Raw genomic sequence first — 25,094 nt, 5'->3', positions numbered from 1 at the left:
TGTGTACAACCTCTGTGTTTTTTACACATCATGTTTTTAACTTGTCGATAATTTCTTGAAGCTGATTTTGCAGATCTGTATCTGAATGAAGCATCTTTGAAATTTTTTCATGCGCATGGATTACAGTGGTATGGTCTCTCCCACCAAATTCTTCACCGATTTTTGGCAAAGAGGATTCCGTCATCTCCCTTGATAAGTACATAGCGATCTGGCGCGGGAAAGCAATCGTTTTCGTTCGCTTTTTTGCTTTTAGTTCCTGAACCTGAATGCTGAATTGTTCAGCCACTATTTGCTGAATATCTGGGATGGTAATTTTTTTAGGCTTGGAACTTGGAATGATATCTTTTAATGCTTCTGCAGCAAGATCAGCATTCATATCTTGATTAATAAGAGAGGAATAAGCAACTACTCGGATTAATGCGCCTTCTAATTCACGGATATTTGTGTCGATTTGATTTGCAATATAGAGCATGACTTCATTTGGAATATCCAGTTTTTCTGCTTTTGCTTTTTTTCGTAAAATAGCAATTCTTGTTTCTAAATCAGGCGGAGTAATATCAGTAATTAAGCCCCATTCAAAGCGTGAACGCAGTCTGTCTTCTAATGTTGGAATCTCTTTTGGAGGACGGTCACTGGAAATAACAATTTGTTTGCTTTCTTCATGTAAAGCATTAAAAGTATGAAAAAATTCTTCTTGTGTTTGTTCTTTTCCAGCTAAGAATTGAATATCATCTATCAAAAGAACATCAACACTTCGATATTTATTGCGAAAATTGACCGCTTTATTATCTCTAATAGAGTTAATAAATTCGTTTGTAAATTTCTCTGAGGAGAGGTATACTACCCGAGCTTCCGGGTTATGATCTATTACATAGTGGCCTATAGCATGCATCAAATGAGTTTTCCCTAATCCGACTCCTCCATAAATAAAAAGCGGGTTATATGCTTTAGCTGGTGCCTCAGCGACTGCAAGCGAGGCTGCATGGGCAAAGCGGTTTCCTGAACCAATGACAAAAGTATTAAAAGTATATTTATCATTAAGCATACTTTTTGGAACTTCGTCTGTTTGATTATCTGAACCAGCCGGCATCTTTTTAACTTCTTGTTCTATGGAAATGTCATTTTCTTCCCCAGTATCAGGGATAATAAATTTTACTTGTAATTCAGCTCCAGTAATATCTTGCAAAGTATCAGAAATAAGTCCAGAATAACGATTTTCCAGCCAGTCTCTCGCAAATTCATTAGGAGCTGTAATGATTATGGTATTTTCGTGAAGTTCCGAAGCTTTAGTAGACTTCAGCCACGTTTCAAAGCTGGGTTTACTAACTTTTTTCCGCATAACTTCTAACGTTTGATTCCATAAATCTTTAATATTCTCCAAAAGTCGACCCCTCCTTTTCGTCCGTAATGTTTTCCGTTCCCTAATACTTTTAAAGGACAAGAAAGGCCTCCAATTCTTTCTAGATGGAAGAAGGAAGCCTTCAGATCAACGGCATGTTGAGTAGATTGTCTATAAGGGGAACAGATTAATATTTATCCCCAGTATCCTGCATAACTACTTGATTAATAACATTATAGTAGAAAAACGGAGTATGCACATTATCAACAATGGTGTGGATAGATCCGTTCTAGGGGTGTGGAAAATTATCCACACGGTTATTAACAACTGTGGATAAAAAGGCAGTAGGAATAAGTTATCCAGAATAAAAACAAATACATCATACCAAAAAAAAAACCGAGTGACAACGGCATTTGCGAAGGTTATCCACATAATCAATAACTTGTGTGTTGCTTTTGTCCACACCACTATATTATGTGTGTAAGTTGTAGATAATCTTGTCGAAAAATGACTGTTCGCTCTCTTGTAATTATCCACAGGGGTAAAAATTGAAAAATATATACCAAGAAAAAAGCATTGTTTATTAAAGAAGAATCTTGACAATAAGAAGAAAACATCTATATAATTTACGGGAATGTCCATAAATAGATGAATGTCCTCAGGGAGGTGCAAGATAAAATGGGTAAACCAACTTTTAAGCCTAATAATCGTAAACGTAAAAAAGTACACGGCTTTCGTGCGCGGATGAGTACAAAAAACGGTCGTCATGTTCTTAAAAACCGCCGCCGTAAAGGAAGAAAAGTATTATCTGCTTAAGACCACTGAATTTACAGTGGTCTTTTTTCCACTATAAGGAGCGGTTTACATAGAAAGGCAGCAGCTTTTGCGGGCAAGCAAGTTCTTATTAATAAGGTTCACGGAGGGGCAGAAGTTGAAAAAGGAATACCGAATCAAAAAAAATCATGAATTCAGTCGAATTTTTGAGAAAGGCACCTCATATGCGAACCGTCAATTTGTAGTGTATGTTCTGCACAAACCAGATCAGCCTCATTTTAGAGCTGGTTTGACTGTTAGTAAAAAGATGGGGAACGCTGTAACAAGAAATCGGATTAAAAGACATTTACGAGAAGTATTAAGAGATATAGGAGATCAACTCAAAGGAGAAAATGACTATATTATTATCGCAAGAAAACCAGTTATCACTATGTCCTATGACGAAATTAAAAAAAGTTTTAAGCACGTGATGGGAGTAGCTGGAGTACTAAATAAACCGAATAAAAAACATTAATGCTGCGAGTTTGACAGCTGCAGCCAATTTTTTATAAGTACTTTTTTAGAAATCGAATTGTTTTCTTTATTTCTTGTCTATTCTCCGCTAAAATATAATGTGGTCAAAGTAATTTTGTGTAAGCAATGTCAGCGCTGTCATGCGCTTTTTTCGGTTGCTAATATTACCAAGGAGGAAACTCTTGTGTACAAGAAAATAGGTCTGACAGTAATGCTGGTTTTTCTGGTGACATTATTGACGGGCTGTCTTGATACTGACAAGCCTATAACTGAGGATAGTGAAGGGATATGGAATTCCTTTTTTGTTTTTCCTCTTCACTGGTTAATTGTCACGATTGCTGAATCAGCAGGTGAAAATTATGGACTGTCTATTGTTGTCGTTACTATAATTTTGCGAATTATTATCTTGCCATTGATGATTAAACAGACAAAAAGTGCACGCGCTATGCAGGAACTTCAGCCGGAAATGCAGAAGTTAAGAGAAAAATATAGTGCTAAGGATCAGCAGACTCAGCAAAAACTTCAGCAGGAAACCATGAAACTTTTCCAGGAACAGAATATAAACCCGCTTGCCGGGTGTTTTCCTATATTCATTCAAATGCCGATTTTAATTGCTTTTTATCATGCAATTATGCGTACAAGAGAAATAGAGGGACATCATTTCTTATGGTTTGAATTAGGCCAGCCGGATTATATTCTTCCGTTAATTGCTGGGATAACAACGTTTATTCAACAAAAAATGATGATGGTTTCTGATAACCCGCAAATGAAAATTCTTATGTATATGATGCCCTTTATGATTACAGGGTTTGCGTTCTTTTTCCCTTCAGCCCTAGCCCTGTACTGGGTTATTGGTAACTTGTTTATGATTGCTCAAACGTATTTTATTACTGGACCTGGAGCAAGAAAACGAGCAGATGAAAAAGCAGAAGCTAAAGCGGGGGGAGCGAAGAAAAAGTGAAAACAGTAAAAGTTTCGGGAAAAACAATTGAGGAAGCGATAAACGAGGCTTTACAAAAGCTCGGCGCAGCAAATAAAGAGGAAATTGATTATAAAGTAATTGAGGAACCTTCAAAAGGGTTTTTAGGTCTGATAGGGACCAAGCCTGCGGTGTTAGAGGCTTCAGTAAAACCCGATCCCATAGAGGAATCTGTTCAGTTTCTTCAAAAGGTGATTCGTGATATGCGAGTAAATGTAGAGGTGGAAGTTAATAAGCGAGGAAGAGAAACAGAAATATCCTTATCTGGAGAAGATCTTGGGGTTATGATCGGAAAAAGAGGAAAGACATTAGATTCCCTTCAATATCTTGTGAATTTAGTAGCTAATCGCCACTCCGATCGTTACGCACGTATTGTACTGGATGCAGAAAATTATAGAGAACGCAGACAGGAAGCTTTAGAGCTGCTTGCTGAACGTTTGGCTGCAAAAGCACGGCGTACAGGCGAAAAAGTAATACTCGAACCAATGAACGCACGGGAAAGAAAAATCATTCATGCAGTTCTTCAAGAAAAAGACGGAGTAGAAACTCACTCGGATGGAACTGAACCTCGACGTTATGTCGTAATAACTCCTCATTCATAGTTTAAAATTATTTTCCCGAATTTTACTGAGTCCTAAGATATAAATAAAAAGGAAGCATTCGCTATCTGGTTTACCACCAGAAAAAAGTGAATGCTTTTTTTGTTTGCAAGGTACAGTTTGGTGTTTTTATATTTACCATTGGCCCATGGACAAAGCACTTGTACGTGAACGACAAAATAAATAGAAAACTTGGATTTCTAAGCAAAAAATGTTTTATTCTTCCTGTTGATAATCAGAAGGAAAAACTATAATATAAGTTATCCACATGTGGATACTTCAAGTCTTTCTCAAATGATTTCGATGTGGTATTCTATTAAGTTAGGGAAACGTCCTCCATTTTTATAAAATTCCATTGTTGTTTATACTTGTTAATATAAATGTAAGAAAGCTAAATAAAGGAGGTGAAGAAGGATGGAATTTGATACGATTGCTGCCATATCAACTCCATCTGGAGAAGGGGCTATTGCTATTGTACGGTTGAGCGGGGATGAAGCCTTGTCCATTGCAGATAGAATATACAAAGGAAAAGCTTCTTTAAAGGAAGCAGATACTCACACCATTCATTATGGACATCTCATAAACCCGGAAACGGAGGAAACAGTGGAAGAAGTGATGGTATCCGTCCTTCGGGCTCCTAAGACGTTCACAAGAGAAGATGTCGTAGAAATAAATTGCCATGGCGGACTGGTATCTGTCAATAAAGTGCTCGATCTGGTCCTTAGCAGCGGAGCAAGATTAGCTGAACCAGGAGAATTCACTAAGCGTGCGTTTTTGAATGGCCGTATTGATCTTTCTCAAGCAGAAGGAGTGATGGATCTTATACGCGCCAAGACAGACCGGGCCATGAACGTTGCATTAAAACAAGTCAATGGACGTTTATCGGATAAAGTGAGACGGCTGCGTCAAAAGCTGCTTGAAACAGTAGCCAATGTCGAAGTAAATATAGATTACCCGGAGTATGATGCAGAATCTGTCACATTAAACAGGCTGAAAGAACATGCAGAAGAAGTACGGGATGAAATAAATCAGCTGCTCGCAACAGCCAAACAAGGTAAAATATTGCGAGAGGGGCTTGCTACGGCGATTATTGGACGTCCTAATGTTGGAAAGTCATCTTTGATGAACAGTCTTGTTCATGAAAATAAAGCGATCGTTACTGATGTCCCAGGAACGACTCGCGACGTGCTGGAAGAGTACGTGAATGTGCGGGGAGTACCCCTTAGGCTTATTGATACTGCTGGTATTCGTGAGACGGAGGATATTGTAGAAAAAATCGGTGTCGAAAGGTCCCGCCAGGTTTTGACAGAAGCAGAACTTATTTTATTGGTCATAAACAGTGCCGAAGAATTGACAAAAGAAGACGAAGCTCTTTTTCAAGCCATTCAAGGATTAAATGCTGTCATTATTATGAATAAAACAGATCTTCCCAAAAAAGTCGACGAAGACAGAATAAGAGAACTTGCATCTGGCCGGCCTCTCATCGCTGCGTCTTTATTAAAAGATGAAGGAATCGAAGAGCTAGAACAGGCTATTTCGCGTATGTTTTTTGAAGAAGGCGTTGAGACAGCGGATTTAAGTTATATTTCAAATGCTCGCCATATTGGATTATTAAATCAAGCGAAAAACTCCATTGAAGAAGCTCTGGAAGCGGCTGAAATGGAAGTTCCAGTAGATATGGTACAAATAGATATTACTCGAGCTTGGGAACAGTTAGGAGAAATTGTCGGAGAAAACGTCCATGATAGTCTAATTGACCAGCTCTTTTCACAATTTTGTTTAGGAAAATAAAGAAAGGAAAAAAAGGAGGTAATTGTGATGCATTATGAAGGCGGCGAATTTGATGTAATTGTAATCGGCGCAGGTCATGCTGGTGTAGAAGCAGGCCTTGCAGCGGCAAGAATGGGTTCTAAAACTTTAATGCTTACGCTGAATCTGGACGCCGTAGCGTTTATGCCATGTAATCCTTCCGTTGGCGGACCGGCGAAAGGCATTGTTGTGCGTGAAATTGACGCGCTAGGCGGTGAAATGGCTAAAAACATTGATAAAACGCATATTCAAATGAGGATGCTGAATACAGGGAAAGGACCAGCTGTACGCGCGTTACGTGCCCAAGCAGATAAATTTTTATATCAGCATGAAATGAAAAAAACATTAGAAGAAGAAGAAAACCTTCTCCTTCGTCAAGGACTAGTAGAAGAATTAATTGTCGAAAATGGAGTATGTAAGGGGGTCGTTACAAACACGGGTGCATCTTATTATGCAAAAACGGTTGTGGTGACTACTGGAACGTACTTGCGCGGCAAAATTATATTGGGGGATCTTGCCTACGAGAGCGGCCCGAACAATATGCAGCCATCCATCAATCTCTCTCATAGTTTAAAGTCTTTGGGCTTTGAAATGGTGAGGTTTAAAACAGGAACGCCACCTCGAGTTAATGGAAGCAGTATTGATTATGACAAAACAGAAATTCAGCCTGGAGACGACAAACCGCGGGCATTTTCTTATGAGACGACAAAATATATTACAGATCAGCTGCCTTGTTGGCTGACTTATACAGGAGAAGTGACACATTCTATTATTAATGAAAATCTCACACGTTCTCCAATGTATTCCGGTATGATCGAAGGTACAGGACCGCGCTATTGTCCTTCCATTGAGGATAAAATTGTTCGTTTTCATGATAAACCAAAGCACCAAATATTCCTTGAGCCAGAAGGAAGAAATACGTCAGAAGTTTATGTGCAGGGACTTTCAACCAGCTTGCCTGAGGATGTACAATTTAAAATGTTAAAAACGATTCCAGGGCTCGAGAACGTTCGAATGATGCGGCCCGGCTATGCAATCGAGTATGATGCCATTGTACCGACCCAGCTATGGCCGACCCTTGAAACGAAAAAAGTAGAAAATCTATTTACTGCCGGACAAATTAATGGAACTTCAGGATATGAAGAAGCAGCCGGCCAAGGCATCATGGCTGGAATAAATGCAGCTTGCAAAGCGCAAGGAAAAGATGGAGTCATTCTTGACCGTTCAGATGCTTACATTGGCGTCTTGATTGATGATTTGGTGACAAAAGGAACAAACGAACCATATCGTTTGTTAACATCCCGAGCAGAATATCGCCTGCTTCTCCGTCACGATAACGCTGATCTCCGCCTAACAGATATCGGTTATAACATCGGTTTAATTCCAGAAGAACGTTATGAACGTTTTAACCGAAAAAAAGAGTCGATTGCAAAAGAAAAAGCTCGATTGGAAAAAACGATTATAAAACCGAGCGAAGAGCTGCAGCGTTTGCTAGAGGAAAAACAATCTTCTCCGATGAAAGAAGCCGTGTCTGCTGCAAACTTGCTTAAACGTCCGGAATTAGGTTATGACGATATCATTCCATTTGCTCCTGGAGAAGAATCAGTCTCTCCAGATGTCGGAGAACAGGTAGAGATTCAAATTAAATATGAAGGATATATTTCTAAACAATTGGAACAAGTAGAGCGAATGAAAAAGATGGAGAAAAAGAAAATACCGGAAAACCTGGATTACGAACAAATATCCGGACTAGCCACGGAAGCAAAGCAAAAACTTGCTGAAGTTAGACCTCTTTCAGTAGGCCAGGCATCTAGAGTTTCGGGTGTTAATCCATCTGATATTTCGATTCTGCTTGTATATTTGGAACAGGGAAGACTTGCGAAAACAGCTGAAGCATAAGAACAGCTCCAGCGCACCTTTTTTCATACTTTGGGTTGGCGCTGGAGTTGTTTACCTTACATAAAATTTTAACGGTGAACGATACATGTCCTTTTACAAATTGTGCGCGGCTGAAACACCCATGGGTTTCAAGAAAAGAGTGAGCAACTAAACGGTTAAACCAACAAAACTTTTTACACGTGGTTAGTGTAAAATATAAAGGTGGCTTATTTAATGAGTAAGCATCAATTTGCAAGCTGGCTGCAAGAAGATGGCATACAACTTACAGAGAAACAGGAGAAGCAGTTTGATTTATATTACCGTATGCTGGTAGATTGGAATAAAAAGATGAATTTAACCGGAATCACGGATGAAGATGAGGTATATGAAAAACATTTTTATGATTCTTTAACGGCATTGTTTGCCCATAACTTTCAAAAAGTAAAAAATGTAGTAGATATTGGTGCTGGCGCAGGTTTTCCAAGCATACCTATAAAAATATGTTTTCCTCATCTTAAAGTGGTTATTGTCGATTCATTGAAAAAAAGAATGACTTTTCTCGAACATTTGGCCGAAGAATTAGACTTACAGGAAGTCGATTTTTTGCATGGACGAGCGGAAGATGTAGCACACATCTCTGCACATCGTGAAAAATATGATGTTTCGATTGCCCGGGCAGTAGCACGGATGTCTGTGCTTACAGAACTGTGCCTCCCGTTTGTAAAAAGAGGGGGAACTTTTTTGGCAATGAAAGGTTCGACGGGGTTAGAAGAAAAAGAAGAAGCAGGCAAAGCTTGCAGAATGATTGGCGGAAGATGGCTTGATTCCTATTCGTTAACCCTCCCTAATGAAAAGAGTGAAAGGTATATTCTTCGTATGGAAAAAATTGATTCTACTCCTAAATCTTATCCGCGAAAACCTGGGACACCTTCAAAAAAACCGCTAGTATAAACAGATGGGTATGGTAGACAAAGGATACGAGCGTGGTAAAATGTATGAAGATGAGGTACAGGGAAAGTTTCAAAGAAGGTTTTCGCACGATTGTGGCGAAAATGATATATTGTAGTTTCTAGTAAGGTGGTGTCAGGCAATGAAGCAATCGCTTCAAAAGTGGTTTGGCCTTGGAGACCAGGATGATGGAAAGGAAGAAAAAGTAGAGCGTCCTCAAGAGGAAGTGAAGTATCTCCCTGTTGACGATATTATTGCCAATCCATTTCAGCCGCGTACGATTTTTCAAGAGGAAAAGATTGCGGAGCTTGCACAATCGATTCGCACTCATGGTCTGTTGCAGCCAATCACCGTACGCCAGCAGGAAAACAATTATGAAATTATAGCAGGAGAGCGACGTTGGCGGGCAGCAATAAGTCTTGAAATGGAAGAAATTCCAGCAATTATTAAAGATTTTAATGATACTCAAACGGCTTCCGTGGCTCTTATAGAAAATCTACAGCGAGAAGAATTAACTGCTATTGAAGAAGCTGCAGCATACGCCAAGCTTTTAGACTTACACGGATTAACACAGGAAAGCCTGGCGCAGCGTCTTGGAAAAGGCCAGTCTACTGTGGCGAATAAATTGAGGCTCCTTCATCTAACGGAAAATACTCAACAAGCATTGAAAGAAAGAAAAATAACCGAGCGGCATGCACGGGCGCTCCTTCCCATTAAAGATGCGGAAAAACAAGAAAAAATATTAAATGAAGTCATTGAAAATGAATTAAATGTAAAACAAACCGAAGAACTTATTAAAAAATCCCAAGGGAAAGAAGAAAAACCAAAAAAGAAAAAGCCCACACGAAAACACTATTCCAAAGATACAAGGCTTGCTATGAACACCATTCGTCAATCAGTTGATATGGTGACAAAAAGCGGCATGAATATTGAAACGAATGAAGAAGATCATGAGGAATATTATCAATTTACTATTCGAATTCCTAAGAAATAATCTACCAATAACAAAATGGTAGATTATTTTTTATAAGTATTAAAAGACGTATATCAATTTTGTTCTACATCACTTTTTAAAAAGAAAAAAGCAGAGGAAGTTGTCGAAAAAACCTTTAAAAAATTTTTCTGAAAACGTGATAGAATAAAAGACAGTAAGAAACAATTCATAATCTTTATTTTTTACTTTTAAAAACTATACAGCAAAATAAATAAAAGGTTAGCAGCTAGAGGAAAGTAGGTGTCCCGATGGCAAAAGTAGTTGCTATCGCCAACCAAAAAGGCGGGGTAGGGAAGACTACTACTGCGGTAAATATAAGTGCTTGTTTGGCTTACATAGGAAAGAAAGTATTGCTAGTTGATATTGATCCTCAAGGTAATGCAACAAGCGGAGCCGGTATTGAAAAGGGAGATGTTGATGAATGTGTTTACAACCTTTTAGTGGAGGATGCGGAAATCAGTCAAGTCATTAAACATTCCAGTGTGGAAAACTTGGATGTGGTACCTTCCACTATTCAACTATCAGGGGCAGAAATAGAATTGGTGCCGACTATTTCCAGGGAAATCCGCCTGAAAAAAGCGTTGAGTGAAGTAGATGAGGAATATGATTATATGATTATAGACTGTCCTCCATCGCTTGGGCTGTTGACGATTAATGCTTTAACAGCTTCTGATTCGGTCTTAATTCCTGTGCAATGCGAATATTACGCATTAGAAGGGTTAAGCCAGCTTTTAAATACGGTTCGATTAGTACAGAAACATTTAAACACAGACCTAGCAATTGAAGGGGTAGTATTAACAATGCTGGACGCCCGTACCAATTTAGGCTTACAAGTTATTGAGGAAGTAAAGAAATATTTCAGGGAAAAAGTGTTTAATACGATTGTTCCGAGAAATGTACGTTTAGGAGAAGCACCTAGTCACGGGCTCCCTATTATTTTGTATGATGCAAAATCAAGGGGAGCAGAAGTATACTTAGATTTAGCAAAGGAAGTGGTTGCCGGTGGGTAAAGGACTTGGCAGAGGATTAAATGCTTTCTTTCCTGATGAGACAAAGGGACAAGATAATGTGATAAAGGACGTAAAAGTAAAAGATCTGCGTCCTAATCCTTATCAGCCTCGAAAGTCTTTCACAGAAGAGGCAATCAAAGAATTAAAAGAGTCGATAGAAGAACATGGGGTACTTCAGCCGCTTATCATAAGAAAAAGCATTAAAGGCTATGAGATTGTAGCGGGAGAACGAAGGTACAGAGCTGCCCGAGCAGCAGGTTTAAAGACTGTCCCGGCTGTCGCCAAAGACTTTTCAGATGAAAAAATGATGGAAGTGGCCCTAATTGAAAATTTGCAACGGGAAAATTTGAATCCTTTAGAAGAAGCAAAAGCATATGAGAAATTAATTAAATATTTAGGGGTTACGCAAGAAGAGTTATCGAAGCGGCTTGGAAAAAGCCGGCCTCATATTGCCAACCATCTACGTTTAATGCAGCTGCCAAAAGAGGTTCAGAATAAAATTGCCGACAAAACTATTTCAATGGGGCATGGCCGAACTCTATTAGGCTTAAAAGATAAGACGAAGGCTGGCGAAGTGTTGGATAAGATTGAAAAACAATCTTTAAATGTTCGCCAAACAGAAGAATTAGTCCAGCAATTAAACAATGTTTCACGTGAAACAAAACAAAAAGAGAAGCCAGCGAAGCCCTCTATTTTCATTAAGTCGAAGGAAGAAGAATTACGGTCTTATTTCGGGACTTCTGTTTCCATAAAGAAAGGGAAAAGAAAGGGAAAAATTGAAATAGAATTTATAACAGAGGATGATTTAGAGAGAATTCTAGAGCTGTTGGAAAAAGAAGAATAAAAATTGAATGGAAAGTCACGTGGGAGGGGCTTTTTTTACGCTGGTGAAAAGAATATGGCTTAAAAGAAAGTGATTTAAAGGAGAAATAATTTTTATTAGGGACAATTGTTAATGGTTTCGCAATCATTATTGGATCTTTAATAGGACTGTTATTTTAAAAAAATTCCAGATCGAATTAAAACGACAATTATGGAGGGCAATCGCACTTTCAATCATGGTTTTAGGTGTTCAATGGTATTAGAGAGCAATCAATTTCCTTATTGTAATAGGAAGTCTGGTCATTGGCGGTGAATGGGAGAACATCTAACGCTTAAAGATTATTTAAACCAATTAGGTGGTTAGATTCAACATAAAACTGGAAAACGGAGGGAGAAGGTAGTTACCAAAGCTTTCGTGACAGCCACCTTAATATATGTTTTAGGATTGATGGCTGTAATAGAAGCATTAGACAGCGGATTGCGTCTTAATCACAATGTACGAAATTTATCTATTTAGCCAGCTAACAGGCAATAGTTCCTTCATAAACAAAAAACAGGAATAAAAGAAACCGCCAATACCGAGTGGTGTGGAAAATAATAAAGTTGTTCCCCAGGAGCTAGTAGACATGTTTATAACAGAAATGACAGCTACCAGGGGAGTGATAATACTTGCTATCGGCTTGAAACTAGCAGGTATGCTCAATTGCTAATTTGCTGCCTTCTGTGGTTGTCGCTGGTGCAATAGTATAACAACATAAAGGGACAGTTATTTATTGTTCTCCTCTTGTATGGAGAAAGCAGATTCCATTTTGGATAATCCTTTGGAATGAATAGGAGTATCAGAAGGTTTGTTTGTTACAACTGAGCTTGAATTAATTTTTAATTTATTATCAGCTAATACGAATCCTTGAGAAATACATTCGGCCATGGTCATCACCGTATGAAGTCTAGTATTTTGTAAGACAAAATACTCCATCATTCCGCTCACGTTTACAATTCCTGTCACATGCATATCTCCTACGTGAGGAAGCTTTTTTTTCATAGCAGCTCCAGGAATGACCGGTCCTTCAGAAAAATTTATCTTTCCGACATTTTTTAAACGGCCAAGGCAAGCATCAATAGCTACTACATACGGGCGGTGGTGATAGTGCTGAATCATTTCGATTGTTTCCTCAAGATTAACAGCATGGACTGGTTTAGCCAGGGTTCCATACACACAAAATCGTTTAAGCGGGGTCTTCTCTAAATTAGAACCAATAATAGGCCCTAGAGAGTCACCAGTGGAACGATCCGTACCAATACAAATTACTACAATGTCACGGTAAGATGGTACATTTTCTAATTGTTCGGTTAATTTGGAGGCAAGTCTGGAAGCTGCCCCTTTTTCTTCTGTATGCACTTGATAAGAAAAAGGAGTTCGTAAGGAAACAGGTTTTTTTCCAAGCATATTGGTCTCTCCTTATTCATATTAGTCCCAGTATAGGAACCTTTTTCAATTTCTATACGTTCGCCTTTGCAGAAGGTGAGCCTAGACAAAGGGAGAGAGCAAATGGTAGTCAATGGATTAAAATGGATGTTTTTAATAATTGGTACGACTATTGGTGCAGGATATGCTTCAGGACGTGAAATATGGCAATTTTTTGGTCATGAAAGTGGACTGGCTATTATTTTGTTTACTCTTCTATTTGTAACAAGCTGCCATGTAGTATTAAGCATAAGCTTCCATCATCAAACAAATGATTATGCAGAGGTTCTTGCTGAGTTGATGGGTCCTCGGCTTTCTAAAGGGTATGACATCATTATTGTTTTTTATTTATTTACAACAACTGGAGTGATGATAGCTGGTGGAGGCGCTGCCCTGGAATATTTTCATATTCCATTTTCAGCCGGGGTCCTGTTTATGTGTATTCTGCTTCTCATTGTAGCTGTTCGAGGGGTACAAGGTCTAACTGGCATAAACAGCTTTCTCATGCCCATATTAATTACCAGCTTAACCGTTACTTTAATAACTTTCTTTTGGTTTAATGCTGATTTAAAAGGTTTCGATTGGACAACCCAGCATAATTGGCCGACTGCGTTCACCTTTACATCTTTAAATTTGCTCCCGCTGGTCGCTGTCTTATCAGCAGCTGGGAAGCAGATTAAACAGACAGGCGAGATATGGATAGCTAGTATTGGAAGTGGATTAACGCTAGGTGGTGTCTCTTTTTTATACAATGAATCACTATTAGCAGCAGCAGAAGATATTATGTTATACGAAATTCCATTGTTTGCTTTATTAAAATCCTACCCTAATTATATGACAGCTTTTATGGCTATTCTTTTATGGACAGCCATATTTACCACAGCAGCATCCGGGTTATTTGGATTATCGAGCAGATTTCGTTCCGTTATCCCTCTCCCTCCATGGGCATTAGCTCTATTATTGATATGTTTAATGCTTCCTGTAACCCGGTTTGGTTTTGCTCGATTAATTGCTTTTCTATACCCATTATACGGTTTTTTAAATTTATACTTGCTGATTGTTGTCTTAATTCATCCTTTTTACCTAAAAAAAAGATCTTAAACCTAATTCTCTATTATTTTTTTGAATTGGGAAAGAATTTTTCTGATTACCCGGGAAATGATGTTTTAAAAATCGAAGGATTGTTTCTTTTTCAGAGATAGGATAGGATAATAAATATACAGAGGAGTCTCCTTCAATTAGGGCTTATGGAAGATTTCATGCTTCAAAAAAGCAATGAAGGTAAGTAGAAATGAGGTGACGGAAATGCCGGATATTCCGTTTTCATTAAATGATATTGTAGAAATGAAAAAACCACATCCTTGCGGTGAAAACCGGTGGAAGATTATTCGAATGGGCGCTGATATTCGAATTAAGTGCCAGGGATGCGGGCACAGTGTCATGCTTCCCCGCCGAGAGTTCAAAAAAAAGATAAAAAAGGTTTTAGAAAAAGCGGAGGAAAATGCATAAAAAAGATGGAGCAGGGAGCAGTCTCATTGACTTGCTCTCTGTTCTTTTAAATAGTAAGCGAAATATGCTTGTCTTTTCATAAAGTTCTTTCTATAATTGGGAAGGATAAGTCTAAATAAAAGATTTAACGGAAATAAACCCATTTTAGGTTAATGGAATGAAAAAGGAAGTGACTTTATATGGCTTTAACAACAGGGATTGTAGGCCTTCCTAATGTCGGAAAGTCTACATTATTTAATGCCATTACCCAAGCGGGGGCCGAATCTGCCAACTACCCGTTTTGTACAATAGATCCTAATGTAGGTATTGTAGAAGTGCCTGATTACCGTCTTCAAAAATTAACAGAACTCGTAAATCCCAAAAAAACAGTGCCGACAGCATTTGAATTTACTGACATTGCAGGAATTGTGGAAGGAGCAAGCAAAGGAGAAGGTTTAGGAAATAAATTTCTTTCCCACATTCGTCAAGTAGACGCTATATCTCATGTAGTCCGTTGTTTTAATGACGGTGATATTACTCACGTTTCAGGAAGTGTGGACCCGATCCGGGATATCGAAGTGATTAACTTTGAGCTTATTCTTGCAGACTTGGAAACAGTTGAAAAAAGAGCTGTAAAAGTAGCAAAGTTAGCTAAATCAAAAGATAAGGAAGCTCTGGCAGAACATGAAGTACTTCAAAAGCTTATTGCAGCTTTCGAAGATGAAAAACCTGCTAGAAGCGTTGATTTATCAGACGAGGAAAAGAAAATAGTTCAAGGATTTCAGCTTCTTACGATGAAGCCGGTGCTTTATGCAGCAAATGTAAGCGAAGAGGACTTACTAAGTGATGAAGATAATGAATATGTAAAAGCTGTTAAAGATTACGCCTCAAATGAAGGATCAGAGGTTATCACGGTATGCGCAAAAATAGAATCAGAAATTGCTGAGCTTGAAGGAGAAGAAAAACAAGAGTTTCTTGATGAACTAGGTATTGAAGAATCAGGACTTGATCAACTTATTAGAGCAGCGTATAATCTGCTCGGATTAGAAACTTTCTTTACAGCTGGGGAACAGGAAGTAAGAGCTTGGACAATTCGGACAGGCACTAAAGCACCTCAAGCAGCAGGTGTTATACACACTGATTTTGAACGGGGTTTTATCCGAGCGGAAGTTGTCAGCTATGAAGACTTAATAGAGGCAGGTAATATGAACGCAGCAAAAGAAGCAGGAAAAGTCCGTTTGGAAGGCAAAGATTATATAGTAAAAGACGGAGACGTCGTTCATTTCCGCTTTAATGTTTAAAAAGGTAATACTTATACATTATGTAAGCAAAGCTGAAGGGCATGGACTTTTTTTACCTCTATTAAAGATGGAATACAGAGCTGGGCGAAACGATTGGTGCGTCCAGCTTTTTCTATATTCAAATATTGTCAACCGGTGCTTGTTCTGCTATAATCACTAATTGTGAGTAAAATTCATCAACAGTATTTTGCTCCTTGCTCTTTTAAAAAAGGGCCGTAAGACCAAAAGGAGGTGACGCAGCATGCGTAAATATGAAGTGCTTTATATCATTCATCCGGGTGTTGACGAAAATGGTATAAAAGAAACCATTGAACATTACAACAACGTATTAACAAACAACGGAGCTGAAATCGAAAAAGTTGAAGAAATGGGTAAGCGCCGTCTTGCTTATGAAATCAACGATTTGAAAGACGGTTATTACGTTGTAGTTTATACAAAAGCCGATGCAGAAGCTACAAATGAATTTGACCGTCTTGTGAAAATGGATGATAACGTTATTCGCCATATTGTTGTTAAAGACGAAGACTAATGACTTAAATTGGGAGGGGTTCCGATGATAAATCGCGTTGTATTGGTTGGCCGCCTCACCCGCGACCCCGAGTTGAGATATACACCTAACGGCGTTGCGGTAGCAAATTTCGGTATTGCCGTCAACCGTCCGTTTACAAACCAGCAGGGGGAAAGAGAAGCGGATTTCTTCAATTGCGTTGTTTGGAGAAAACAGGCAGAAAATGTTGCTAATTACTTAAAAAAAGGAAGCCTGGCTGGAATCGACGGCCGACTTCAAAGTCGCAGATATGAAAATCAGGAAGGCCGCCGAGTAAATGTGGTAGAAGTTCAAGCGGAAAGCGTACAGTTTTTAGAACCCCGTAATGCTTCTGGAGGCGGCAGCCGCAGTGATTATGCAGGTATGCACGGGGGAGGAAATCAACAACTTGGTCAACAGAACCAAAGTGGGGGTTCCTCTAATCTCAATGATGACCCTTTTGCTAATGATGGCCAGCCAATCGACATTTCGGATGACGATTTACCATTTTAGGACATTCTCCCGCACAAATAAATATAATTTTTTTAAAAGGAGGTCGAAACGATGGCACGTCGCAGAGGCAAGCGCAGAAAGGTTTGTTACTTTACAGTCAACAAAATTGAAAAAATTGACTATAAAGATGTAGATCTATTGAAAAAGTTCGTTTCAGAGCGCGGTAAAATTTTACCTCGTCGTGTAACTGGTACTTCTGCTAAGTATCAGCGTCAATTAACAAAAGCCATTAAACGTGCTCGTCACGTAGCTTTACTGCCTTACGTAAAAGAGCAATAAACCTTGTTTAACAGCGTTTCCCGGCCGTCTTCCGGGAAACGCTTTTTTTGGTGTGCCAGGCATGCAGGTGAATAGTATAAGTAAAACAATGGCTTTCAGTGTATAAGGTGTACTTATGCCGCATTTGCCACAGGACGTTTAGCCGGTTTCCTTTAAAGCTAAGTTTTTTTAATGGTTCTTTTGTCTTATTTTCCATGTCAACAGGTTTGAAAAAATGCAGGGGCAGGGTAGGAATAAGAATAACAGCACAACAGCTTTAAACAAATAAAGAACTTCTTCTAAAAACGATTTGAAAAATTGAGGAGGAAGAGGGAAATGGAAGTAAAAGAATACATTACTCGCATAAATGATCAATTGGAAGATTTGAAAAAGAAAGAGGAATTGAAAAAGACAGATCATGATAACCGAACCGTATTCGCTGCAAACTCATTTAGTTTTAAATTACCCTCTGCAAAATAAAAAAACAAATATTTTGAAGATAATAAAAACAAAAAAGATTTCCGTGTTCATCCCCCCGGATAATAGACGCAAAAAGAGCAGTCTGTTATTCGGGTTTTTTGTATTCTTTCTTTTTTAAAAAGAATCGATTACAATAGACGAATGGATTCATTAAAAATCGCGGCTTTATTTGTATGAAAAAATAGACGAGGTGACGACGTTGAAGCAAACCAGAGGTCTAACAGAAGGAGCGATTTTAAGCGGTATTTTCATCGTTATGCTGCTTCTTTCTATTTTTGTTCCTTTTTTAATCACAATATTAATGTGGTTTTTACCTCTTCCTTTTATTGTATTTGTGGCACGGCACGGATTAAGGCCAGGGCTTGTTATGTTCGTAGTATCCCTTTTTCTTTCTGTGTTAATTGGAGGGCTTATCGGACTGCCGAATGCCCTTCTTGCTGGTGTAGGCGGAATAACAGCTGGTGAATTAATTCGTCGACGTAAGGAAGCTTTGTTCGTCCTTGCTGGAAGCAGTGTTGCTTACATAGGGGGACTTGTACTTCTATATGCTGGTTCCATCCTCATATTGGAAATAGACCCATTAGCTGCCATGCAGGATGTAATGAGACAATCAACACAGCAGGCAGAATCAATGATGGGAGCTCTTGGACAGGAGCCTTCTGATAACTTGGAAGTTTGGGAAGAAATGATTGATCAAATTGGTTATATGGGACCTCTTTTGATTGTATTTACCGGGATTGTTTATGCTCTAATTACACAGTTCATTGCTCATGCTGTTTTACGGCGGCTGAAAATAAAAGCAGAACCTTTTCCGCCGTTAAGAGAGTGGAACTTTCCGCGCTCTTTGCTATGGTACTATCTAGTTGTTTCTATCATTTTTTTTATAGGCGCAGAAGAAGGAACGACTATTTATATAATTATATGGAACTTATTCCCATTATTGGAAACAGCTATGGCGCTGCAAGGGTTTACGGTTGTGTTTTATTATTGTTATGTTAAGTCTATTCCTAAAGCAGTTCCTGTTATTTTGCTGATTTCTGGATTATTTTTACCCTTTGTTCTTCTTATTGCTCGTATTTTGGGTATAATTGACTTAGGATTTCAATTGAAAAAACGTCTGAAATCTGACATGAAGTAGGGGTTGACATTATGCCTAGGTTTTTAATGAGACGGTGGCACGGTTATCACGTGGTGGCTCTGTTTCTGGTAGCAGCTCTTTTTATCGGTTTCCTGACTTTTTACCAGTGGGAGTTTGGATTGCTGGGTTTCTTTTTGCTTGGTGTTTTAGTGATATATATTAATCAAGCGAGAAAATCTTTTGAAAGAGACCTAGAGAAATATATATCAACTTTAACGCACCGAGTAAATAAAGCAGGAAAGGAAGCAGTTACAGAGCTTCCTATCGGTATTATACTGTATAATGAAGAGTATGAAGTGCAGTGGGCAAACCCATTTATGATGAACTTTCTTCCTCGGGAATTTTTAGGGAAATCCTTAGATAATATTGCTGAGGATCTTATTCCTGCTGTTAAAAAAGGTGATTATGAGACCGAAATGACTTTAAATGACAGACATTATTTTGTCTATATAAGACAAGAAGAGCGTCTCCTTTACTTTTTTGATATGACAGATACAGCAGAAACAAGGTCATTATACCAGGACGAGCAAACGGTAATCGGGCTTGTTTATTTAGATAATTATGATGAAGTCACGCAAGGAATGGACGACCAGATACGCAGTAAACTAATGAGTCATGTAACGTCTTCATTAAATTACTGGGCTAACGAGTATCAAATACTGCTTCGAAGCATTGCTTCAGATCGTTTTATAGCTGTTATGAATCAAAAAGCACTGCGTGAACTTGAGAAAACAAGGTTTGAGCTTTTGGATGAAGTCAGGGAAGTTACTGGAAAAGAAAAAGTACCAATTACCCTGAGTATCGGTATAGGAAGCGGAGATTCTTCCTTAAGAGAATTAGGAAACCTTGCTCAATCCAGTTTGGACCTGGCTCTAGGGAGAGGTGGAGATCAGGTTGCTATTAAAGAAACAAACGGGAAAGTCCGTTTCTACGGCGGGAAATCAAACGCCATGGAAAAAAGAACCCGCGTAAGGGCACGTGTTATTTCTCATGCTCTTCGCGATTTTGTATTAGAAAGTGACCAGGTTATTATAATGGGACATAAAAACCCTGATATGGACGCCATCGGGGCGGCAATTGGTGTATTGAAAATTGCAGATGTAAATAATACGGATGCTTATATTGTCGTTGATCCTAATGATATTAACCCAGATGTTCAAAAGCTTATGGAAGAAGTAGGAGAACATGAGCATTTGTGGTCGCAATTCATCACCCCGGATGAAGCTTTGGATGAATTAACACGCCACACCTTGTTAGTAGTAGTGGATACACATAAACCATCTCTTGTTATTGAACCTCGCCTGGTTGATGCAGTGGATCGAGTTGTTGTTTTAGACCACCACCGCAGAGGCGAAGAATTTATAAAGGATCCTGTACTCGTATATATGGAGCCGTATGCGTCCTCTACTTCCGAATTAGTAACAGAGCTGTTAGAATATCAACCACAGAAGTTAAACATGGACGTGTTGGAAGCAACGGCTATGCTTGCCGGTATCATCGTCGACACAAAAAGTTTTGCGATACGTACGGGATCGAGGACTTTCGATGCGGCCTCTTTTTTAAAGTCTCATGGAGCCGACACTACTCTCGTTCAAATGCTTCTTAAAGAAGACATTAAACAATATGTGAGACGTTCGCGGTTAATTGAGAAGGCATCCATTTACCGCGATGGAATGGCTATAGCTAAAGCTTCAAGAGAAGAAACATATGATCAAATCTTGATCGCACAGGCAGCTGATACACTTCTTACCATGAATGATGTGAAGGGGTCTTTTGTTATCTCCAAAAGACAAGATGGCAAAACGAGCATCAGCGCACGTTCCTTAGGAGAAGTAAATGTTCAGCTTATAATGGAGGCTTTAAATGGAGGCGGCCATCTAACCAATGCTGCCACTCAATTTGAAGATGTTTCTCTCGAGGAAGCAGAAGAGAAGCTAATGCAGGCAATAGATGAATATTTGGAGGGAGGAACAAAAGAATGAAAGTAATCTTTAAACAAGATGTAAGAGGAAAAGGAAAAAAAGGGGAAGTAAAAAAAGTTTCTGAGGGTTATGCAAGAAATTACTTATTTCCAAATAATCTTGCGGTGGAAGCGACAAAAGGAAACCTTAAAAATCTAGAAGCAAAAAAAGGGAGTGAAAATAAAAAAGCAGAACAGCAGCTTAAAGAAGCAAAAGAATATAAAGAGAAATTGGAAAACACCAAAGTAGAAATAAAAGCAAAAGCTGGAGAAGGCGGCCGCTTGTTTGGCGCTGTTTCAACAAAACAAATCGCAGAAACCTTAAAAAGCATGAATTTAAAAGTGGATAAACGTAAAATCGAACTTAAGGATCCCATCCGTTCACTTGGAGTAACGAAAGTTCCTATTAAAATTCATCCTCAGGTTACTGCAATGGTAGATGTTTATGTTATAGAAGAGTAAGAGAAAGGCAGGGGCAGTTTATGAGCGATGTGTTAACAGACCGGAAGCCGCCTCAAAACATCGAAGCTGAGCAAGCCGTTATAGGAGCTGTTTTTCTAGAGGGAGAAGCACTGGTTACAGCGACAGAGCGTTTATCACCTGAAGACTTTTATCGTGTTTCCCATCAGCGGATTTTTCGTGTCATGCTTGAACTCGGTGAAAAAGGAAGTCCGGTGGACCTTGTGACGGTCACATCTGCTCTTCAGGATTATCAGTGGTTAGAAGAGGTAGGAGGTATTTCTTACCTTACTGATCTTGCTAATGCTGTACCAACCGCAGCCAATGTAGAATACTACAGTAAAATTGTTCAAGAGAAATCTATCCTTCGCCGGTTAATACGTGCAGCAACAGATATTGCATCGGAAGGGTATGAGAGTGAAGAAGAAGTAGAGGTTATTTTAAACGATGCGGAACGATCTATTCTAGAAGTAGCACAGCAGCGAAGTTCAGGAGCGTTCGTTTCTATTAAAGATGTACTTATTGAAACCTATGATAATATTGAAATGCTTCAAAATCGCGAGAATGATATTACTGGTATATCAAGTGGTTTTGCAGAGCTCGATCATATGACAGCAGGTTTTCAGCGGAGTGATTTAATTATTGTGGCTGCAAGGCCTTCTATGGGGAAGACAGCCTTTGCTCTTAATATTGCTCAAAATGTAGCAACGAAAAGTTCGGAAAATGTAGCTATCTTCAGTCTGGAAATGGGTGCTTCACAGCTAGTTCAACGGATGCTCTGTGCAGAAGGAAACATCGACGCGACAAAAATGAGAACAGGGCAGCTAGAAGAAGAAGATTGGGAAAAGTTGACGATGGCTATGGGAAGTCTGTCGTCTGCTGGTATATATATTGATGATTCTCCAGGAATTAAAGTAAATGATATACAGGCAAAATGCAGACGACTTAAGCAAGAACGGGGTCTGGGAATGATCTTAATTGATTATTTGCAGCTTATTCAAGGTTCAGGCTCCAAAGGCGGAGAGAACCGTCAGCAGGAAGTCTCGGAAATTTCAAGAAGTCTGAAGGGGATTGCCCGTGAGTTGGATGTTCCAGTCATTGCGCTTTCCCAGCTTTCGCGGGGGGTAGAATCCAGGCAGGATAAACGTCCAATGATGTCTGACCTTCGTGAATCAGGAAGTATCGAGCAGGATGCGGACATTGTTTCTTTTCTTTACAGAGAAGATTATTATGATCAAGAAGCTGAAAACCAAAATATTATTGAAATTATCATTGCCAAACAGCGTAATGGTCCTGTAGGAAATGTAGAACTTGCTTTTATAAAAGAATATAATAAATTTGTGAACTTGGACAGGCGTCATGATGAAAGTCAAGCGCCACCTGGGGCCTAACATGAAACCCGGATAGGATTTTTTCTCCTCATCCGGATTTTTTATATTAAAAACACTATGACGAACATATTTTATAAATTCAGCAGATAATGTTCGTGTTTGATTGACTTCCCGCAATGGAATTGATACACTATTTGAGGGTTTTATTCTAATAACAATAAATACATAGAAAAGATATTGATTATCAAAGCAGCCTTTTAAATCAGGTGCCGGAGGTGGACGATTTGTCGTCAGTTGTAATTGTTGGGACTCAATGGGGAGATGAAGGAAAAGGGAAGATTACAGATTATCTTTCAGAAAATGCAGAGGTTGTTGCCAGGTATCAGGGTGGTAACAACGCTGGTCATACGATCGTTTTTAATGGTAAAAAATATAAGCTCCATCTCATACCCTCAGGTATTTTTTACGATAACAAAACCTGCGTAATTGGGAATGGCATGGTGATTGATCCGCAAGCTTTGGTCGAGGAATTAAAATACTTGCATGAACGCGGAATTGACACAAGCAACCTTCGTATTAGCAATCGTGCTCATGTCATTTTACCTTATCATGTAAAATTAGATGCTGTGGAAGAAGAAAACAAAGGTTCGAATAAAATCGGAACAACTCGAAAAGGTATTGGGCCTGCTTACATGGATAAAGCAGCTAGAACAGGAATCCGTATATCAGATTTGCTGGACAAAGAAGAATTTGGTGAAAAACTAGACAGAAATTTAAAAGAAAAAAATCGTCTGCTTGAAAAAATCTATGAAGAAGAAGGATTTAGAAAAGAAGATATCCTTGATGAGTATTATGAATATGGTCAGTTTTTCGCAGATTATGTATACGACACTTCTGTAGTGCTAAATGACGCTATTGATGCGGGCCGCCGGGTTCTTTTTGAAGGAGCTCAAGGGGTTATGCTGGACATCGATCAAGGCACATATCCATTCGTTACCTCTTCTAATCCTATTGCTGGCGGAGTAACTATTGGTTCTGGTGTAGGTCCTTCTAAAATCCATCACGTGGTTGGAGTATCGAAAGCATACACAACACGAGTAGGAGATGGTCCATTTCCAACTGAATTAACCGATGAAATCGGGGACAAAATTCGGGAAGTAGGCAATGAATACGGAACGACAACCGGGCGTCCGCGCAGAGTAGGCTGGTTTGACAGTGTGGTCGTTCGTCATGCACGGAGAGTCAGCGGGATAACAGACTTATCTCTTAATTCAATTGATGTTCTAACTGGAATAGATAAGGTTAAAATTTGTACAGCGTATAAATACCGAGGAGAAATTATTGAAGAGTTTCCAGCAAGCTTGAAAGTATTGGCTGAATGTGAGCCTGTTTATGAAGAAATGCCTGGCTGGAATGAAGATATCACTGGAGTAAAATCGTTGGAAGACCTGCCTGAAAACGCCCGTCATTACTTAGAGCGCGTTTCTCAATTAACCAATATTCCTGTAAGTATTTTCTCTGTAGGCCCGGACCGTAATCAAACCAATATGGTAAGAGGTGTCTGGGGCGTTTAAAGAGCTGTCTTTGTCTGCTTTTTATGCCTTTTATATGAAAAGCAGACAAAGAAAATTTTTTTGAAAAACTCCTTGAAAATCGAAAATTGACGTGGTAATATTATTTTTGTCGCTGTCAAGGAAGCCAACTAGTGTTATTGTCTCACGAAGTGATGGACAAAAATAAAAAATTTAACATAAGGCATATATAGTAAATGAGCACATCTTGAAAATAAGAGCCATTAGCTCAGTTGGTAGAGCATCTGACTTTTAATCAGAGGGTCGGAGGTTCGAATCCTCCATGGCTCACCATTTTTAAAAGGCCCGTTGGTCAAGTGGTTAAGACACCGCCCTTTCACGGCGGTAACAGGGGTTCGAATCCCCTACGGGTCACCAATTTCTTCAGCGACAGCTGTTAATAGATTCGCCTGGGAGCAAAATCGACTTTTTTGAAGAAGAAGCAAGAAGGTCGAGGAAGCAAGGGAGAGAAGGAAGGAGCGTACACTAGTACGTGACTGAGTGAACGACAGCAGCTGACGAAGAGATTAGCAGCTTATTCTTCAAAAAAGGGCCTGTGGTGTAGCGGTTAACATGCCTGCCTGTCACGCAGGAGATCGCGGGTTCGATTCCCGTCAGGCCCGCCATTTTTCTATACATAAGCGATCAGTAACAAGGCTCGATAGCTCAGTCGGTAGAGCAGTGGACTGAAAATCCTCGTGTCGGCGGTTCGATTCCGTCTCGAGCCACCATCAAACAATCATGCACGTCTGGAAAATATTCCAGGCGTTTTTTGTATAGAATGTTTCACCTTTTTTAACTTTATTACGGAAAATGGAAAAAGTGATAAGCAAAAACGTGGTAACCTGTTGCTTTCAGGCTGTGTTACAATATAAAGGGATTGTATTGTCTTTCATTTCTCAAACTATTAAAACAGGAAACATGTTAAGTTTTACACCA

Annotated in this window: 25 protein-coding genes and 4 tRNA genes; 27 read left to right on the top strand and 2 right to left on the bottom strand. The window is 39.1% G+C overall.

Going from position 1 to position 25,094, the window contains the following annotated elements:
• Positions 1-28 precede the first annotated feature (28 nt).
• Entirely contained in the window at positions 29-1,381 is a 1,353-nt protein-coding gene (gene dnaA, locus ACE1TI_RS07305) for a chromosomal replication initiator protein DnaA (RefSeq protein WP_375006924.1), read from the bottom strand.
• A 636-nt stretch (positions 1,382-2,017) separates the two neighbouring features.
• Between dnaA and rpmH the strand changes: the two genes are divergently transcribed.
• The 11 genes from rpmH to ACE1TI_RS07250 all read left to right on the top strand — a co-directional run bounded on the left by rpmH (position 2,018) and on the right by ACE1TI_RS07250 (position 12,182).
• A complete protein-coding gene (gene rpmH / locus ACE1TI_RS07300) occupies positions 2,018-2,155 on the top strand; it encodes a 50S ribosomal protein L34 (protein ID WP_091586336.1) in 138 nt (45 codons plus the stop codon).
• Between the two features lie 115 nt (positions 2,156-2,270).
• On the top strand, positions 2,271-2,627 hold the full coding sequence (gene rnpA, locus ACE1TI_RS07295) for a ribonuclease P protein component (protein WP_375006923.1): 357 nt from the start codon (positions 2,271-2,273) through the stop codon (positions 2,625-2,627).
• A 183-nt stretch (positions 2,628-2,810) separates the two neighbouring features.
• Complete coding sequence (gene spoIIIJ, locus ACE1TI_RS07290; protein WP_375006922.1) at positions 2,811-3,587, top strand: YidC family membrane integrase SpoIIIJ; 777 nt, start codon at positions 2,811-2,813, stop codon at positions 3,585-3,587.
• Complete coding sequence (gene jag, locus ACE1TI_RS07285; protein WP_375006921.1) at positions 3,584-4,207, top strand: RNA-binding cell elongation regulator Jag/EloR; 624 nt, start codon at positions 3,584-3,586, stop codon at positions 4,205-4,207. The genes spoIIIJ and jag overlap by 4 nt, the downstream gene beginning before the upstream one ends.
• 411 nt (positions 4,208-4,618) lie before the next feature.
• The gene (mnmE, locus tag ACE1TI_RS07280) at positions 4,619-5,995 is read left to right on the top strand and encodes a tRNA uridine-5-carboxymethylaminomethyl(34) synthesis GTPase MnmE (protein ID WP_375006920.1); all 1,377 of its coding nucleotides are present in this window, start codon (positions 4,619-4,621) and stop codon (positions 5,993-5,995) included.
• Between the two features lie 27 nt (positions 5,996-6,022).
• Positions 6,023-7,912 (top strand): tRNA uridine-5-carboxymethylaminomethyl(34) synthesis enzyme MnmG, encoded by a 1,890-nt coding sequence (gene mnmG, locus ACE1TI_RS07275; RefSeq protein WP_375006919.1) that lies wholly within the window; start codon positions 6,023-6,025, stop codon positions 7,910-7,912.
• Positions 7,913-8,125: 213 nt separating this feature from the next.
• A complete protein-coding gene (rsmG, locus tag ACE1TI_RS07270; protein ID WP_375006918.1) occupies positions 8,126-8,842 on the top strand; it encodes a 16S rRNA (guanine(527)-N(7))-methyltransferase RsmG in 717 nt (238 codons plus the stop codon).
• Between the two features lie 139 nt (positions 8,843-8,981).
• The gene (noc, locus tag ACE1TI_RS07265) at positions 8,982-9,833 is read left to right on the top strand and encodes a nucleoid occlusion protein (protein WP_375006917.1); all 852 of its coding nucleotides are present in this window, start codon (positions 8,982-8,984) and stop codon (positions 9,831-9,833) included.
• A 248-nt stretch (positions 9,834-10,081) separates the two neighbouring features.
• Positions 10,082-10,843 (top strand): ParA family protein, encoded by a 762-nt coding sequence (locus ACE1TI_RS07260; RefSeq protein ID WP_375006916.1) that lies wholly within the window; start codon positions 10,082-10,084, stop codon positions 10,841-10,843.
• Entirely contained in the window at positions 10,836-11,687 is an 852-nt protein-coding gene (locus tag ACE1TI_RS07255; protein WP_375006915.1) for a ParB/RepB/Spo0J family partition protein, read from the top strand. Before ACE1TI_RS07260 ends, ACE1TI_RS07255 begins: the two co-directional genes overlap by 8 nt.
• Before the next feature lie 393 nt (positions 11,688-12,080).
• Complete coding sequence (locus tag ACE1TI_RS07250; protein ID WP_375006914.1) at positions 12,081-12,182, top strand: hypothetical protein; 102 nt, start codon at positions 12,081-12,083, stop codon at positions 12,180-12,182.
• A 249-nt stretch (positions 12,183-12,431) separates the two neighbouring features.
• Here the strand turns inward: ACE1TI_RS07250 and yyaC are convergent, their stop codons facing one another.
• On the bottom strand, positions 12,432-13,112 hold the full coding sequence (yyaC, locus tag ACE1TI_RS07245) for a spore protease YyaC (protein ID WP_375006913.1): 681 nt from the start codon (positions 13,110-13,112) through the stop codon (positions 12,432-12,434).
• 102 nt (positions 13,113-13,214) lie between these two features.
• Here yyaC and ACE1TI_RS07240 point away from each other — a divergent pair, with 102 nt between their 5' ends.
• The 16 genes from ACE1TI_RS07240 to ACE1TI_RS07165 all read left to right on the top strand — a co-directional run bounded on the left by ACE1TI_RS07240 (position 13,215) and on the right by ACE1TI_RS07165 (position 24,886).
• Positions 13,215-14,231, top strand: coding sequence for a YkvI family membrane protein (locus ACE1TI_RS07240; protein ID WP_375006912.1), 1,017 nt, complete (start codon positions 13,215-13,217; stop codon positions 14,229-14,231).
• Between the two features lie 204 nt (positions 14,232-14,435).
• On the top strand, positions 14,436-14,639 hold the full coding sequence (locus ACE1TI_RS07235) for a DUF951 domain-containing protein (protein WP_375006911.1): 204 nt from the start codon (positions 14,436-14,438) through the stop codon (positions 14,637-14,639).
• Between the two features lie 179 nt (positions 14,640-14,818).
• A complete protein-coding gene (ychF, locus tag ACE1TI_RS07230) occupies positions 14,819-15,919 on the top strand; it encodes a redox-regulated ATPase YchF (protein ID WP_375006910.1) in 1,101 nt (366 codons plus the stop codon).
• A 241-nt stretch (positions 15,920-16,160) separates the two neighbouring features.
• Positions 16,161-16,448, top strand: a complete 288-nt coding sequence (rpsF, locus tag ACE1TI_RS07225) for a 30S ribosomal protein S6 (RefSeq protein WP_375006909.1) — start codon at positions 16,161-16,163, stop codon at positions 16,446-16,448.
• Positions 16,449-16,472: 24 nt separating this feature from the next.
• Positions 16,473-16,958 (top strand): single-stranded DNA-binding protein, encoded by a 486-nt coding sequence (gene ssb, locus ACE1TI_RS07220; protein ID WP_375006908.1) that lies wholly within the window; start codon positions 16,473-16,475, stop codon positions 16,956-16,958.
• 51 nt (positions 16,959-17,009) lie between these two features.
• Positions 17,010-17,237, top strand: coding sequence for a 30S ribosomal protein S18 (gene rpsR / locus ACE1TI_RS07215; protein WP_375006907.1), 228 nt, complete (start codon positions 17,010-17,012; stop codon positions 17,235-17,237).
• A 315-nt stretch (positions 17,238-17,552) separates the two neighbouring features.
• Positions 17,553-17,696, top strand: coding sequence for a hypothetical protein (locus tag ACE1TI_RS07210; protein ID WP_375006906.1), 144 nt, complete (start codon positions 17,553-17,555; stop codon positions 17,694-17,696).
• A gap of 199 nt (positions 17,697-17,895) precedes the next feature.
• Entirely contained in the window at positions 17,896-18,834 is a 939-nt protein-coding gene (locus ACE1TI_RS07205; protein ID WP_375006905.1) for a YybS family protein, read from the top strand.
• Between the two features lie 11 nt (positions 18,835-18,845).
• Positions 18,846-20,816 (top strand): DHH family phosphoesterase, encoded by a 1,971-nt coding sequence (locus ACE1TI_RS07200; protein WP_375006904.1) that lies wholly within the window; start codon positions 18,846-18,848, stop codon positions 20,814-20,816.
• A complete protein-coding gene (rplI, locus tag ACE1TI_RS07195) occupies positions 20,813-21,256 on the top strand; it encodes a 50S ribosomal protein L9 (protein ID WP_375006903.1) in 444 nt (147 codons plus the stop codon). The genes ACE1TI_RS07200 and rplI overlap by 4 nt, the downstream gene beginning before the upstream one ends.
• A gap of 20 nt (positions 21,257-21,276) precedes the next feature.
• Entirely contained in the window at positions 21,277-22,644 is a 1,368-nt protein-coding gene (gene dnaB / locus ACE1TI_RS07190; protein ID WP_375006902.1) for a replicative DNA helicase, read from the top strand.
• A gap of 224 nt (positions 22,645-22,868) precedes the next feature.
• Positions 22,869-24,158: an adenylosuccinate synthase gene (locus ACE1TI_RS07185; RefSeq protein WP_375006901.1), complete on the top strand. Its 1,290-nt coding sequence runs from the start codon at positions 22,869-22,871 to the stop codon at positions 24,156-24,158.
• A gap of 215 nt (positions 24,159-24,373) precedes the next feature.
• Positions 24,374-24,449, top strand: a tRNA-Lys gene (locus ACE1TI_RS07180).
• Between the two features lie 9 nt (positions 24,450-24,458).
• Positions 24,459-24,533, top strand: a tRNA-Glu gene (locus ACE1TI_RS07175).
• A gap of 172 nt (positions 24,534-24,705) precedes the next feature.
• Positions 24,706-24,781, top strand: a tRNA-Asp gene (locus tag ACE1TI_RS07170).
• 29 nt (positions 24,782-24,810) lie between these two features.
• Positions 24,811-24,886 (top strand) — tRNA-Phe (locus ACE1TI_RS07165).
• The last annotated feature ends 208 nt before the right edge of the window (positions 24,887-25,094 follow it).

Origin of the sequence: Alteribacillus sp. JSM 102045, assembly GCF_041949975.1 — a bacterium.
Taxonomy (GTDB): domain Bacteria; phylum Bacillota; class Bacilli; order Bacillales; family Marinococcaceae; genus Alteribacillus.
Note: the sequence above shows the minus strand (reverse complement) of the source record. Positions and strands in the feature narration are given on the sequence as shown.

What these genes read in the sequence shown, in the direction of transcription:
- rpmH (WP_091586336.1), top strand. Translation starts at nt 2,018, where the DNA reads ATGGGTAAACCAACTTTTAAGCCTAATAATCGTAAACGTAAAAAAGTA.
- mnmE (WP_375006920.1), top strand. Translation starts at nt 4,619, where the DNA reads ATGGAATTTGATACGATTGCTGCCATATCAACTCCATCTGGAGAAGGG.
- mnmG (WP_375006919.1), top strand. Translation starts at nt 6,023, where the DNA reads ATGCATTATGAAGGCGGCGAATTTGATGTAATTGTAATCGGCGCAGGT.
- rsmG (WP_375006918.1), top strand. Translation starts at nt 8,126, where the DNA reads ATGAGTAAGCATCAATTTGCAAGCTGGCTGCAAGAAGATGGCATACAA.
- noc (WP_375006917.1), top strand. Translation starts at nt 8,982, where the DNA reads ATGAAGCAATCGCTTCAAAAGTGGTTTGGCCTTGGAGACCAGGATGAT.
- ACE1TI_RS07260 (WP_375006916.1), top strand. Translation starts at nt 10,082, where the DNA reads ATGGCAAAAGTAGTTGCTATCGCCAACCAAAAAGGCGGGGTAGGGAAG.
- yyaC (WP_375006913.1), bottom strand. Translation starts at nt 13,112, where the DNA reads ATGCTTGGAAAAAAACCTGTTTCCTTACGAACTCCTTTTTCTTATCAA.
- ACE1TI_RS07240 (WP_375006912.1), top strand. Translation starts at nt 13,215, where the DNA reads ATGGTAGTCAATGGATTAAAATGGATGTTTTTAATAATTGGTACGACT.
- ACE1TI_RS07235 (WP_375006911.1), top strand. Translation starts at nt 14,436, where the DNA reads ATGCCGGATATTCCGTTTTCATTAAATGATATTGTAGAAATGAAAAAA.
- ychF (WP_375006910.1), top strand. Translation starts at nt 14,819, where the DNA reads ATGGCTTTAACAACAGGGATTGTAGGCCTTCCTAATGTCGGAAAGTCT.
- rpsF (WP_375006909.1), top strand. Translation starts at nt 16,161, where the DNA reads ATGCGTAAATATGAAGTGCTTTATATCATTCATCCGGGTGTTGACGAA.
- ssb (WP_375006908.1), top strand. Translation starts at nt 16,473, where the DNA reads ATGATAAATCGCGTTGTATTGGTTGGCCGCCTCACCCGCGACCCCGAG.
- rpsR (WP_375006907.1), top strand. Translation starts at nt 17,010, where the DNA reads ATGGCACGTCGCAGAGGCAAGCGCAGAAAGGTTTGTTACTTTACAGTC.
- ACE1TI_RS07210 (WP_375006906.1), top strand. Translation starts at nt 17,553, where the DNA reads ATGGAAGTAAAAGAATACATTACTCGCATAAATGATCAATTGGAAGAT.
- ACE1TI_RS07200 (WP_375006904.1), top strand. Translation starts at nt 18,846, where the DNA reads ATGCCTAGGTTTTTAATGAGACGGTGGCACGGTTATCACGTGGTGGCT.
- rplI (WP_375006903.1), top strand. Translation starts at nt 20,813, where the DNA reads ATGAAAGTAATCTTTAAACAAGATGTAAGAGGAAAAGGAAAAAAAGGG.
- dnaB (WP_375006902.1), top strand. Translation starts at nt 21,277, where the DNA reads ATGAGCGATGTGTTAACAGACCGGAAGCCGCCTCAAAACATCGAAGCT.